Origin of the sequence: Streptomyces sp. CA-250714 (assembly GCF_050936705.1) — a bacterium.
In the GTDB taxonomy this organism is placed as follows: Bacteria; Actinomycetota; Actinomycetes; order Streptomycetales; family Streptomycetaceae; genus Streptomyces.
Window position 1 is genome coordinate 3,596,777 of sequence record NZ_JBNJMI010000001.1, and the last position, 12,121, is coordinate 3,608,897.

General features: G+C 71.6%; 12 protein-coding genes and 1 tRNA gene. 1 reads left to right on the forward strand and 12 read right to left on the reverse strand.

The features are described 5' to 3' along the window. The first annotated feature begins 42 nt into the window (after positions 1-42). On the forward strand, positions 43-285 hold the full coding sequence (locus ACQEU8_RS15980) for a hypothetical protein (RefSeq protein WP_433101085.1): 243 nt from the start codon (positions 43-45) through the stop codon (positions 283-285). 72 nt (positions 286-357) lie between these two features. On the opposite strand, the gene ACQEU8_RS15985 is transcribed toward ACQEU8_RS15980, so the two are convergent. From ACQEU8_RS15985 to ACQEU8_RS16040, 12 genes are all read right to left on the reverse strand, one after another. After that, positions 358-858: an ANTAR domain-containing protein gene (locus ACQEU8_RS15985; protein WP_433101087.1), complete on the reverse strand. Its 501-nt coding sequence runs from the start codon at positions 856-858 to the stop codon at positions 358-360. 278 nt (positions 859-1,136) lie between these two features. Next, complete coding sequence (locus tag ACQEU8_RS15990) at positions 1,137-2,507, reverse strand: hypothetical protein (protein ID WP_433101089.1); 1,371 nt, start codon at positions 2,505-2,507, stop codon at positions 1,137-1,139. A gap of 47 nt (positions 2,508-2,554) precedes the next feature. Then, positions 2,555-4,459 carry a tannase/feruloyl esterase family alpha/beta hydrolase gene (locus ACQEU8_RS15995; RefSeq protein ID WP_433101091.1) on the reverse strand — a complete coding sequence of 635 codons (1,905 nt, stop codon included), beginning with the start codon at positions 4,457-4,459 and terminating at the stop codon, positions 2,555-2,557. 521 nt (positions 4,460-4,980) lie between these two features. After that, positions 4,981-6,156, reverse strand: coding sequence for a lipase (locus ACQEU8_RS16000; RefSeq protein WP_433101093.1), 1,176 nt, complete (start codon positions 6,154-6,156; stop codon positions 4,981-4,983). A gap of 20 nt (positions 6,157-6,176) precedes the next feature. Further along, entirely contained in the window at positions 6,177-6,752 is a 576-nt protein-coding gene (locus ACQEU8_RS16005; RefSeq protein WP_433101095.1) for a TetR/AcrR family transcriptional regulator, read from the reverse strand. Between the two features lie 153 nt (positions 6,753-6,905). Then, entirely contained in the window at positions 6,906-7,382 is a 477-nt protein-coding gene (locus tag ACQEU8_RS16010; protein ID WP_433101097.1) for a VOC family protein, read from the reverse strand. Further along, positions 7,277-7,834 carry a hypothetical protein gene (locus ACQEU8_RS16015; protein WP_433101099.1) on the reverse strand — a complete coding sequence of 186 codons (558 nt, stop codon included), beginning with the start codon at positions 7,832-7,834 and terminating at the stop codon, positions 7,277-7,279. Before ACQEU8_RS16015 ends, ACQEU8_RS16010 begins: the two co-directional genes overlap by 106 nt. Continuing rightward, positions 7,780-8,034 (reverse strand): hypothetical protein, encoded by a 255-nt coding sequence (locus tag ACQEU8_RS16020; RefSeq protein ID WP_433102523.1) that lies wholly within the window; start codon positions 8,032-8,034, stop codon positions 7,780-7,782. The genes ACQEU8_RS16015 and ACQEU8_RS16020 overlap by 55 nt, the downstream gene beginning before the upstream one ends. A gap of 126 nt (positions 8,035-8,160) precedes the next feature. After that, positions 8,161-9,042 carry an alpha/beta fold hydrolase gene (locus ACQEU8_RS16025; protein ID WP_433101101.1) on the reverse strand — a complete coding sequence of 294 codons (882 nt, stop codon included), beginning with the start codon at positions 9,040-9,042 and terminating at the stop codon, positions 8,161-8,163. A 158-nt stretch (positions 9,043-9,200) separates the two neighbouring features. Next, complete coding sequence (locus ACQEU8_RS16030; protein WP_433101103.1) at positions 9,201-9,809, reverse strand: TetR/AcrR family transcriptional regulator; 609 nt, start codon at positions 9,807-9,809, stop codon at positions 9,201-9,203. A 343-nt stretch (positions 9,810-10,152) separates the two neighbouring features. Beyond that, a tRNA-Thr gene (locus ACQEU8_RS16035) sits at positions 10,153-10,229 on the reverse strand. An 80-nt stretch (positions 10,230-10,309) separates the two neighbouring features. Beyond that, positions 10,310-11,953, reverse strand: coding sequence for an alpha/beta fold hydrolase (locus ACQEU8_RS16040; protein ID WP_433101105.1), 1,644 nt, complete (start codon positions 11,951-11,953; stop codon positions 10,310-10,312). Positions 11,954-12,121 lie beyond the last annotated feature (168 nt).

Here is a 12,121-nt window from a genome sequence, read left to right on the forward strand (position 1 = left end):
TGGCCGGTTGCATGTCCGTACCCTCACCAGGAGATCTTCCTCATGCCGATCGACAACGCCACCGGCCCGCCCATCTACGACAGCCTGATCGAGGAGCACGGCGATGTGCCCGGCGATGTACGCCAGGCCGCCGAGGAGCTCCAGCAGGAGGCCGAGCAGGCGGTGGACTTCTCCCCCGTGCACCACCGCCACCCCAGTACCGGCAGACCTGAGGCTTCCGAGCCCCCGGCCACCGGCCCCGCCCCCGAGCAGGCCCCCCGGCCGCACGCCCACGCGGCCGAGTAGGCCCGCGTACGCAGCCGAGCAGCACACGTACGCGGCCGAGTGGTCGGCCGCGTCGGTGGTGCCGTCCGGTGGTCAGCGGCGCGTGGTCCGCACCCGGTGGAGCGCGGCGGCCAGGTTCTTCCGTACGGGCTTGGGTACGGGGGTTCCCTGGGCACCGGCCACCAGCGCCGTGGCCACGTGCCGCAGCTTGATGTTGGAGTGCTGGGAGACCCGTACCAGGACCTGCCAGGCCGCCTCCGCGTCGCACGGCGCGAGGGCCATCACCATGCCCCGGGCCTGGTCGATGACCGGGCGGGTCTCCAGCGCCTGCCGCAGCTGCCCGACCTCCGCGGTCAACTCCTCGACCTGCGCGGCCAGTTGCTCTCGTTCGAGTTCCGCGGAGTCGCTGCGCGAGTGCTCCGAGGGCTCGGGGTCCTCGGCCTCCTCCGCGGTTGGTTCGGGGGACTCGGCCTTCTCCGCGGTTTCCGATGCCTCCGGGACAGGGGCCACTGCCGCCTCGCCCGGCGGCACAACTCTGCGCCGCGAGCACTCCGCGGCTACAGATGTACGCACAGAGCCGGTTGCGGCACTCATCGACGTCTCCAAGCGCTAGGTCCTTCACCGCGAGGAGCCGCTGTCGCCAGAAGCTCCCGCACTCCGGACACCTCCGAGAGTGAACCCACTCCCCCCATACCAGCAACCCCGCCCATTCCCCGCGTTTCCCTCAAAAAACGGCACCGGGGGCTGTATCCCCAACCCACCGGTGCCTTCGCAGGGTGAGCTCACTCCGCGCAATGGTGTGCGTAACCACGGACACGGCAGTCCAAACCCGGGCCTGTCCACGCGCGTTGGCCTCGTCAGAAGCCTCCGCGTCAGAAGCCTCCGCCGAAGTCCCCGCCACCGCCGCCGTTCCCGAAGCCGCCGCCGAAATCGCGGGAGTCGAAGTCGCCGCCGGAGAAATCGCCGCCGAAATCTCCGCCGTAGCCTTCCGCGCCGTACGCGTACGGGCCGCCCAGCGCGCTGCCCAGCATGGTGCCCATCAGCAGACCGGGGAGCAGGGCCCCGCCGAAGTAACCGGCCGCCCACGGGGCGTACATCGGCCCGGCATCCCAGTAGGGCCTGGGCCCCTGTGGTGTGCCGACCTCGCGGGTCAGCGGCTCCTCCCCGTCGGCCAGCCGGGTCGCGTCCGCCGCGCAGACCGGCACCGTCCGCTGCGTACCGCCGGGCGGCGTCCACTGCACGTCCTCGACGGACGGGCCGTGCCGGGGGTCGAAGAAGCAGGGCGGGCGGCGCTCCGGCAGCGGTTTCCCGGCCAGCCGTGCCTCCAGGGTGGCGAGCGCGAGGCGGCCCTCCCCCAGCGCCTCGCTCACCCGCCGTACGTCCTGCGGGCGGCGGGCCGCGGACATCGTCGCCTTGGCGTCCTCGTACGAGTCGAGGGCCCGCGCGTAGTCCTCGCGCGCCGCGTCGGCGTCCTCCCGGCTCAGCCCGACGTCCGCGGCCTTGGGGTCGAAGCCGATCCGGCTCAGCTCCTCGCCGAACGCGGTGATGTCCTCGTCCACGACCGGGCGCAGCTGCTCCAGTCCGGCCCGGTCCTGCCGCTCCTGTCTCCTGCGTCCGCGCCGGCTCACCAGGAAGGCGCCGCCCGCGGCCAGCACAACGAGGATGCCGAGCGTGACGACGGCTCCGGTGCCGCCGCCGGTACGGCCGCCGTCCTCCGCCGTGCCGCCGCCGTCCCAGGCCGCCGGAGCCACGCCCTCCGCCTGTTCGAGGGCCTGGCCGACGAAGTCGGTGACCATGGCCCTCGGCTCGCCCGGGTGGGCGCGCTGCACGTCGCCGACCACGTTCTGGACCGCGTCGCGCGGCATGACCTGCCGGTCCGCGCCCGCGTCGAAGCGGTCGCCGAGCGCGACCGCGTAGACGCCGGTGATGCCGGTCTCGGTCCGCAGGTCCCGCAGCAGCGTGCTGCGATCGAACCCGCCGTCGGCGGGCAGGACGGCGACGAGGACGGGCTTGTCGGCCTGCTCGATCTTGTCGCCGAGGGCGTCGGCGTCCTTCGGGGGCAGTACGTCGCGGGCCTGCGGGTCGACGTAGACGGGGCCGTCCCGCAGGGCGTTGGCCGCCTCGTCCACCCCGCCGCCGTCCACGGCGCGCGGACCGGCGGCAGCCGCGACCACCAGCAGCAGCGCGGCCACCACGGTCGCGAGCACCGAAGCGAGGCGGAGAACCCGTCGTGCGGCATTCATGTGATTACAGTACCGCAAATGGGACATTTGCCGCCGGGTGTGCGGTCTCAGCCGGTGCCGGCCGACCCACCGCGGCAGGTGAAGCTGTCCGCGTCGGCGGGATCGCCCGAACCGTCGTACCGCGGCCACCCCGGATATCTGCACAGCGGCCGGGCCCGCCCCTCGGCGCCGGGGTTGGTGTCGGTGACGACCGGGCGGTGCGGTGCCCTCCCGTGCTCCGTCCACTCCTCCAGCGCTCCCACCGCGTCCCAGCCGCCCGCGAACGCCGTCTCCACGTTGGCGTGATTGGCGCCGGGTACGAGATGGAACCGGGCGAACCGGTCCGTGACCCGCCTGCCCACCGTCCTCTCCACCCGCCGGAAGTACTCGGCGGTGGAACGGTGGCTGACCAGCTCATCCGCCGTTCCGTGGAGCAGCAGCAGCTTGCCGCCCGCCCGGGCGAACGGCCGCAGATCCGGGTCGTTGACGTCCTGGAGGGCCGTCAGCTCGCTCACCCGGCGCTGCCAGCGGCCGGGACGCAGCGGATCGAGGGCGAGGGAGTCGTATCCGGCGTCCCGGGTGACGAAGTACTTCACCCACTGCTCCCAGAACTGGGCGCCGTAGCCGGTGTCGAGGGGCATCGGATGCGCCGGAGCGCTGCTGCCCATGCCCAGCAGCGGGGTGGTCATGTCGGCGCCGGAGAGGAACGGGAAGCCGGGGTAGCCGCGCTCACCGCTGGCCGGGCGGTACGGCCAGCGCAGCGGTGACGACAGTGCCCGTACGGCCCGGATCTGCCGGTCGGACAGACAGCCGTCGCCGCGGTCGGCGCCGCCCGGGCAGCGCAGCGTACGGGGGTCGAAGCGGCAGCCCGCCTCGTCGGAGACGACGCCGTCCCGCAGTCCGTCGTCCCCGTCGCAGGCACTCAGCACCGCGCGGTGCAGCAGTCGCTGCTTCGCGGGGCCCGGGAACGCGCCCGGCCGGGAGAGCAGCCGGGCCGCGTGGCCGAAGAACAGATCGAGGGCGGCCGCGTTCCACGCCGGGTAGGCGGCGAACACCCCGTCGAAGTCGCGGGGCCAGCGCTGTGCCACGGCCAGCGCCTCCCGGCCGCCGCTCGACCCGCCGGCGAAGAAGCGGTGCCGCGGCTGCTGGCCCGCGTAGTGCTTGCCGAGTACGTGGAGGGCCGCGTCCCGGGTCTTCTTCAGCGCGTCCCCGGCGAAGTTGCGCAGCGCCTCGTCGTTCGTGCCGAACGAGCCGTCGAGGGAGGGCGTCGGACGGTGGTCCGGCGGCGCCTGGTGTCCGGAGTCGCTCGCGAAGACCGCGTAGCCGCGGGCCAGCGGGGTGGGTTTGCCCGCGGGGGCGAACGGCACGTTTCCGGTGACGTCCGGAATGGTGCCGTCGTAGCCGCCTCCGCCGAGCATCATCGCCTTGTGGTTCCAGTGGGCTGGGAGGGCGATACGGAGCCTGATGTCGGGGGCCGCGCCGTCCATCGGCCGGATCGCCGCGTCGACCCGGCAGTATCCGCCGGGCGCCTCCTTCGCGGCGGGGGCCTCCTTCTCGGCGGGCGCCTCCTTTGCGGCGGGCGCCTCCTTCGCGGCGGGGGTCACCTTCGCAGCGGGGATCACCTTCGCGGCGGGCACCTCCTTCGTGCCGGGCGCCTCCCTCGTGCCGGGGGCGGCCTCCTTCTCGGCGGCCGCCTCCTTTGCGGCGGGGGCCTCCCTCGCGGCGGCGGCCTCCTTGGCGGTGGGGGTCACCTGTGTTGCCGCGGTGACCGCGCCGCCGCGGGTCGGCATGCCGATCACCTCGCGGGGGATCTCCAGGCCCCGCAGTCGCGCGCACGCCGTGCCGGGTGTGTCCGCGGCGGCGTCGGGAGTGAGGCCGCCCGCCAGTACGAGTGCCACCACGCCGACCGTCGCCGTCCGCCTTCCCACCATGCCGCCCCGCCCTTCCGCCTTCGGCTGCCGCCGAGCACGCACGGTAGGGCTCCGCCCATGCGCGCGCCCATGTGAGGGGCCCACACAGCGGGAGGGGTGGGCCTGTGTCTTCGCCCCGCAGTCGCGGCGGACACCCGCCGTAGGAGCTTCGCTGATTGCCCGAGTGCGGGCGCATCGTGGTCGCTCGCGCAGTTCCCCGCGCCCCTGCGGGGCGCGACCCCGGTCTGCATCGTGGCCCGCTCGGCGGACACCCGCCGTAGGAGCTTCGCCGGTTGCCCGGGTGCAGGCGCATTGTGGTCGCTCGCGCAGTTCCCCGCGCCCCTGCGGGGCGCGACCCCGGTCTGCGCCGTGGCCCGCTCGGCGGACACCCACCGTTGCAACTTCGCCGAATGCCCGAATGCGAGCGCGCCGTGGTCACTCGCGCAGTTCCCCGCGCCCCTGCGGGGCGCGACCCCGTCCGCATCGTGACCCGTTCGGCGGGCACCCGCCGTTGCAGCTTCGCCGATTGGCCGGGTGCGTCGTGGTCGCTCGCAGTTCCCCGCGCCCCTGCGGGGCGGCCGCGTTCAGGGGGTGAATGGGCCGCCGTCGGTGAAGGCCGACTCGGCGAAGCGTTCGCCGATGCGGCGTTGGGTGGCGGCGTCCGGGTGCAGCTCATCAGGCAGCGGCAGCTCGGCGAAGTCGGCCTCGCCATACAGCTCACGGCCGTCGAGATAGAACAGCTCGGGATCGTCGGCAGCCCGCTGCCGCACAATCCGGGAAAGCTCCTCCCTGATGACGCCCAGCGTGAGCTTCCCGCTCGCACGCTCCGCCGGATCCCCCATCGCCGCGAACCGCAACTGCCCGGAGCCGAGTGCGTCGAGGTCCGGCATGCACGGCCCGGGCGTCTCCTCGTGGATGGGGCAGTGGATGGGCGAGACGACCAACAGCGGCGTGCCCGGGTGCCCTTCCCGGATCGTGTCGAGAAACCCGTGCACCGCCGGGGTGAACGCCCGCAGCCGCATCAAATCGGCGTTGACCAGGTTGATGCCGAGCTTGACGCTGATCAGATCCGCCGGTGTGTCCCGTATCGCCCGCGCGGTGAACGCGTCGAGCAGGGCCCCGCCGCCCAGGCTGAGGTTGACCAGTTCCACCCCGCCGAGCGCGGCCGCCACCGCCGGCCAGGTCCCGGTCGGACTCGCGGCGTTGGAACCGTGACTGATCGAACTCCCATGGTGCAGCCACACCTTGCGGTCCGGGGCCGGTGCGGGCTCGACGGGCGCGTCGGTGCGCAGGGCGACCAACTCGGTGGTCTCGTCGTGCGGTAGCCACACCTCGACGTCCTTGAGCCGGTCGGACAGCCCGGTGAATCGCAACGTGCCGACGGGTCCGGGGCGCGTCTCGGCGGACCCGGTCGCCATGTCGATGGTCATCACGTTGCCGCCGCTCACCACGCCCTGGTCCACCGTACGGCCGTCCACGACCAGGTCGTACACGCCGTCCGGACGGGGCGGCACCCCAACATAGACCCGCTTGGTCGGCAACGTGTCCAGCTCGACGGCCGTCGCCCGGGTACGGAACACCAGCCGTACGCCGGACGGTTGCGACTCGGCCATCGCGAGCTGCCCATCCGCGCACTGCGCCCGGGCCCGGGCCGGCAGCCGATGCGGCAGCAACCCGTGCTCGGTACGCTCCAGTTCGAGGGCGCCGCGCACCAGGTCGGCGGTGAGGGGCGTGCTGATCCAGTCCTGTTCCGTGTCCATAGCTCAGCCTTCTGTCGGTGTCAGGGCGTCGGCGTCGGCCAGTTGCGGAGCAGGGCGTCGAGGGCGTCCAGCATCCGCGCCCAGGTCTCCTCCGTGTCGGGTGCGCTGTGGCTGAAACCTCCCCCCATCTCCAAGCTGACGTAGCCGTGGAAGACGCTGCCCAGCATCCGGACCGCGTGCGTCTGGTCCGGCTCCGCGAGGTGGTAGCCGCGCAGGATCGCGCGGGTCATCTGGGCGTGCCGGACACCGGCGCTGGCAGCGGCCGTCGCCGGATCGAGCCGCGTCTGGGCGGCGGCGTAACGGCCGGGATGTTCCCTGGCGTAGTCGCGGTAGACGTTGGCGAAGGCGGTCAGCGCGTCCTTACCCGCCCGCCCGGCCACCGCGTCCGCGGCCCGGTCGGCAAGCTCCTCCAGGGCCAGCAGCGCAATCCTGACCCTGAGGTCCTGGGAGCTCTTCAGATGCGAGTACAAGCTCGCGACCTTGACGTCGAACCGCCTGGCCAGCGCCGAGACGGTCACCTGGTCGAACCCGACCTCGTCCGCCAGCTCCGCCCCACCCCGGGTAAGCCGCTCCGCACTCAGCCCTGCACGCACCATAACGTTCCTCCCGTTTGCCAAATCCTATCCTGCAACCTCCTAATACCTTTAGGCAAGCGAGTAAGGGTCAGGGGCGCCCCGAAGGGGCGCGGGGAACTGCGCGACCAGCCACAAGCCGACCCGCAGACCGCACGCACCAGACAGGGGCACCCCCTACCGGACCGGCGACCGCCCCCGCTCGGCAGCGCGCTGGCGGCCAGCCGAATAGGAGCATTCGAAGCGCCCCCGAGAACCCCCAGTGCACTGCACCAGCTCGAAGAAAATCCGCCCTAAGGTGACGGTGCAGCAGTGCCAGAACTCCCCGTCCTCGTCCCGGTCATAGAGAACGTCCAGTTCGCGCAGCGTCGCCAAGGCACCCGACGACAGCTCGAATCGCGCGCCGAGGTCGTCGTAATAGTTCTCCGGGACGGGCAGCGGCTCGGCGCCCGCGTCCCGCACCCGGCGCGCGGTGGCCGCGATGTCGTCGGTGGCGAGCGCGACATGCTGCGGGCGTGCCCCCTGATCACCCGGAACGGGCGCCACGTTTAGGGAGATCCGTAGGACCCCCTCGGGGTTGGCCACGGCCCGGCTGCGGAACAGCCCGTACGGGTCGGCCCCCTCCAGGCTCTCGTTCGGCTGGAGACCCAGCACGCCCGGATAAACAGCGAGGCATCGTCGACGTGGCGCCATGGCTGGGTGAGCGCCACATGGTCGATCCGGGTGACTCCGCAGGGTCTTGCCCCGCTCCCGGGCGCGGGTGAGGGCGTCGGCGCGAAATCCCCCCTCCAGTCGGGGCGTTCGGCATCCCCCGTACGGCGGAAGAACAGCTCCGTACCATCGGGCGCGGCCACCGCCTCCAGCGGCGCCTCTCGCGGGGCGGGCCGGCGCGGCAGCGCGAAGGCGCGCAGGGACTCGGCCCGGCGCACCTCCGCCTCGGGGTCCGAGGCCTCCAGTCCCAGCGCGGTGGGGGCGAGGCCCGAACGCCGGTCGGCCCCGGCGGTGTTGAGCACGATGCGGGCTTCCCCCTGCTCCCACAGCTCCACCGGCTTCACCGGGTGCCGTCCAGTACGGGTGAACCCGAGGGCGCCGAGCAGCCCGCGCACCGGGCCGGTGTCGGCCGCGGCCAGCTCCGCGAAGGCGACCCCGGAGGCACCACCGGCGCGGGCGGTGTCGCCAGCCCCGCCACCTCCTCCAGGCCGATCAGCGAACGCATCGCGTCCACCGCAGTACGGCCCGCGTCCGCCTGCCGGAAGACATCGTGGAACACCTCCAGGGACAGCGGCCCTCGATACCCGACCCGCACCGCACCCGACCCGCACCGCCCGCTCCACCAGCGCCGCACATCGAAGCCCCCCCGACCGGGGAAGCAGCACACATACCGACCAGTCGGTGCCCCAGCGTACCGCCAGCCGACCCGGCACCCGCGCCGTTACATCCGCTCGTCGAGGAACGGCAGTACGACGGCGGCCATGTCGTCCGGAACCTCTTCGGCGAGGTCGTGTCCCGCGTCGAAGACATGTCCGGTGACATCGTGCGCCACGAACCGCATCATCTCCTCGTTCCGGTCGCCGATGAACGCCGAGCCGCCGAGCGCCAGTACCGGGATGTCCAGCTTCTTCTGTGACGCCTGCCGGTTCTGCTCCGCGTCCACGAGCATCGCGCGGTAGATCTCCAGCATCGCCCGGATCCCGCCGGGCATGGAGTAGCAGCGCACGTACTCGTCGATGGCATCGGGCGTGGCCGTGTCCGGGTAACTGCGCTCATTTTTGATCATGTAGCTGATCAGCTCGCGCTCGTGCCCGGCGATCAGCATCTCCGGCACGTCCGGCTGGAAGTAGAAGCCCAGATGCCACAGGTGCATCCCCCTGGACACGTTCTCTTCGGTGAGAGCCGTGTGGTCCTCGAAGCCGAACCCGGGGAGCAGCGCCTCGGCGAACACCAGCGCGTGGACGTCGTCACGGTGCCGGGCGGCGAGTTGGTACCCGGCCACCGCACCCCAGTCCTCGCCCAGCACGCCGTACGTACGGTGCCCGAGGTGGGCCATCAGCGCGGCGATGTCTTCGCTCATCGTCGCGGAGTCGTAGCCGCCCGAAGGACGGGCGGAGTCACCGAGACCGCGCAGATCCGGCACGACGACCGTGTACCGCGCGGTGAGTTTCGGAACCAGGAGCCGCCAGTGATAGCTGGTCTTGGGCACGCCGTGCAGCAGCACCAACGCCGGACCGGAACCGCCCGTCCGGTAGTGCAGGCTCGTTCCGTTGACGCCGGCGCGGCCGGTGCGGAGGGATTGCCCACGGTGGTCGAAGATCACTTCTTTGCCTGCTTTCCGTAGTCCTACATACTTCACACATACACAGCCACTCAATTCAAGACTGATCAGTCTCGAAAAGTGGCATACTGATCGACGTCACACTCCTCCAAGGTGAGAACTCCTCGAAGCCCCGACGCCGCGCGGATGCGCCCTGCGCGTCAGTCCGTGCCGGCGGACGACGGGGACCCGAGCATCGACATCACCGAATCGATCGTCGTGTTGATGCGATCCCGCTGCTCCACTCCCGCCCGCGCGAGCACCTTCAGCCCGTGATTGAGCGAGGCCAGCATGGTCGCTGCCGACTTCGGGTCGACGCCGGGCGCCAGCTCACCCTCCGCACGGGCCCGGAGAAGAGCCCCGTAGAGCGCGGTCTCGAGGCGGCTGATGTTGCCAGTGGTACGCGACGAGATCTCAGGGTCGGCATCGCCGTGCTCCACCGTGGCGTTGACCGCGAAACACCCGTACGGGGCGTTCCCTTCCGGAGGCGTCGCACTGGTCTCCAGCAACTCGCGGATCGCATCCAGCGCGGATTCCCGCGACGCCAGAATGTCAGCCGCGGTCGGCCCCGCCGCCCCGGCAAGGAACCGGTCGAGGGCAGCCAGGTACAAACCACGCTTCGACCCGAACGTTCCATACAGGCTGGCCCGCGCAATACCCAGCTCGCCCGTCAGATCACTGGTGGATGTCCCTTCGTACCCCTTCCGCCAGAACAACCGCATCGCCGCATCCAAGGCGGCCTCCGGATCAAACTCCTTCGTCCGCGCCATACCAACACCATATTCTTTCGAGACTGGCCAGTCAAATATGAACTCCCTCTGCTGCGGGCCCCGATGGCGGAACGAAAGCATCACCAACGCCGTACTACACGACGCCAGTCACCCGTCATCCCGCCCGTCCCCCGGACCCCAAGCCGCACCAGCCCGTCCCAACGCCTGATGCACCCCGACCCAAAAGTTCGCAGCGCCTCCCCTGGCACCAACCCACCGCAAGATCCGCAGCCCAACTGCTGCCGCACCCCCGCGCTACCTACTGCCCCTACACGACAAGGCGCCGCCGCATCCACCAACGACAAAACCCCAGGTCAGAATCGAATCTGACCTGGGGTTCCAGTGGAGCCGCCTAAGGGAATCGAACCCTTGACCTACGCATTACGAGTGCGTCGCTCTGGCCGACTGAGCTAAGGCGGCGTGCGTGCGGCCAGTGTGGGGGCCGCTGCGGCGATAAGTCTACAGGGTTTGTGGGGGTGGTCGGGACGGGGGGCGGGGGGTCACTCGCAGGTCGTGCCGTCCTTGGGGGGCTTGCCCTGGAGGAGGTAGGCGTTGACGGCGCTGTCGACACAGTCGCTGCCGCGCAGGTACGCGGTGTGACCGTCGCCGTCATTGGTGAGGAGGCGGGCCGAGAACAGCTGGCCCGCCAGGCCCTGGGCCCAGCGGTAGGGGGTGGCAGGGTCGCGGGTGGTGCCGACGACGACGATCGGGTCGGCGCCCTCGGCAGCGATGCGGTGCGGCTCGCCTGTCGGCTTCACCTGCCATTGACCGCAGTTCAGCGCCGCCCAGGCGAAGCCGCGGCCGAAGACGGGGCTGGCCTTCTCGAAGGAGGACAGGGACTTACGGGCCTCGGCGGCGTCGGAGAAGGCCGGGGGCAGGTCGAGGCAGTTCACGGCCGGGTTGGCGTACATGATGTTGCTGTACGAGCCGTCCGGGCCGCGCTCGTAGTACTCGTCGGCCAGCTCCAGCAGCGCCGTACCGTCGCCCTTCTTCGCCGCCGTGAGTGCCTCGCGCAGCGCGGGCCAGGAGCCCTCGTCGTACATGGCGCGGGTCACACCCGTGCCGGCCAGGGACTCGGTGAGGGTGCGCGAGGAGTCGGTCTTCAGCGGTTTGCGGTCCACCTGTGCGAACAGGGCGCTCAGCTTCTTGCCCGCCGACCGGACACCGCCCGTGCCCAGCGGGCAGTCGGACATGCCCACACAGTCGCGGGCGAACGCCTTGAACGCCGTCTCGAAGCCCGCCGTCTGCTCACGGTTGACGCGGCGCGACGGGAGGGAGGGGTCCATGGCGCCGTCCAGGACCAGCCGGCCGGAGCGCTTCGGGAACAGGCCCGCGTAGGTGGCGCCCAGGTAGGTGCCGTAGGAGGCGCCGACGTAGTTGAGCTTCTTGTCGCCGAGCACGGCACGCAGCACGTCCATGTCGCGGGCCGCCTCGTTCGTGGAGACGTGGCCGAGCAGCTTGCCGCTGCGCTTCTCGCAGCCCTTGGCGAACCTCCCGTACGCGGCGGTGAGCGCGTCGGTCTCCTTCGCGTCGTCCGGGGTCTGGTCGACGCGCGTGTAGGCGTCCATCTGCTTGTCGCTGAGGCATTCGACGGGCTCGCTGCGGCCGACGCCGCGCGGGTCCATGCCGACCAGCGAATAGTGCTCGCGCACCTGCGGCGGATAGGCGAGGGCCGCCGACTGCTGTACGTAATCGATCGCCGAGCCGCCCGGACCACCGGGGTTGATGTGCAGCGAGCCGCCCTCGGGCTTGTCCTTGCCCTGCTTCGGCTTGGTACGGGTCACCGCGAGGCCCACGGTCTCGGCGGCGTCCGCGGGGTCGTTCCCCGGCTTGTCGTAGTCCAGCGGCACCCGCAGCGTGGCGCACTCGAACTCGGCCGGGCCGCAGCTGTGCCACGTCAACTTCTGCTCGTAGTACGGGCGCAGAGCGTCCGGGATCCGGGCGGGCAGCGGCTTGAGCGGGGGGGCGTCGGCGCCCGCGTGCGTGCCCTTCGCGGAGGGGTCGGTGTCCGGTTCCCCTGCCGAGTCCTTGTCCGACGAGCATCCGGAGAGCAGGAGGGCGACGGCCGTGAGCGCCGCGGCGCCGCCGTACCGGACACGGGACGCGCCCCCGTATCGGACACGGGAGGCGTGTGACTGGCTCATGGGGCATCCCTCCACCGACGGCACCTGGTGGGAGCGTACCCAGCCGGGTACCGCCCCGTCGTCCGCGGGGGCCCATGGCGCGCCAGTCGGCCACCCGGCAGAAGCGCCAGTCCACGAACCCGCCGAAGCCACGCCGCCACCCCGCAGAAACCGCGAAGCCGGTCAGCC

What these genes read in the sequence shown, in the direction of transcription:
- ACQEU8_RS15980 (WP_433101085.1), top strand. Translation starts at nt 43, where the DNA reads ATGCCGATCGACAACGCCACCGGCCCGCCCATCTACGACAGCCTGATC.
- ACQEU8_RS15985 (WP_433101087.1), bottom strand. Translation starts at nt 858, where the DNA reads ATGAGTGCCGCAACCGGCTCTGTGCGTACATCTGTAGCCGCGGAGTGC.
- ACQEU8_RS15990 (WP_433101089.1), bottom strand. Translation starts at nt 2,507, where the DNA reads ATGAATGCCGCACGACGGGTTCTCCGCCTCGCTTCGGTGCTCGCGACC.
- ACQEU8_RS16000 (WP_433101093.1), bottom strand. Translation starts at nt 6,156, where the DNA reads ATGGACACGGAACAGGACTGGATCAGCACGCCCCTCACCGCCGACCTG.
- ACQEU8_RS16005 (WP_433101095.1), bottom strand. Translation starts at nt 6,752, where the DNA reads ATGGTGCGTGCAGGGCTGAGTGCGGAGCGGCTTACCCGGGGTGGGGCG.
- ACQEU8_RS16030 (WP_433101103.1), bottom strand. Translation starts at nt 9,809, where the DNA reads ATGGCGCGGACGAAGGAGTTTGATCCGGAGGCCGCCTTGGATGCGGCG.
- ACQEU8_RS16040 (WP_433101105.1), bottom strand. Translation starts at nt 11,953, where the DNA reads ATGAGCCAGTCACACGCCTCCCGTGTCCGATACGGGGGCGCGTCCCGT.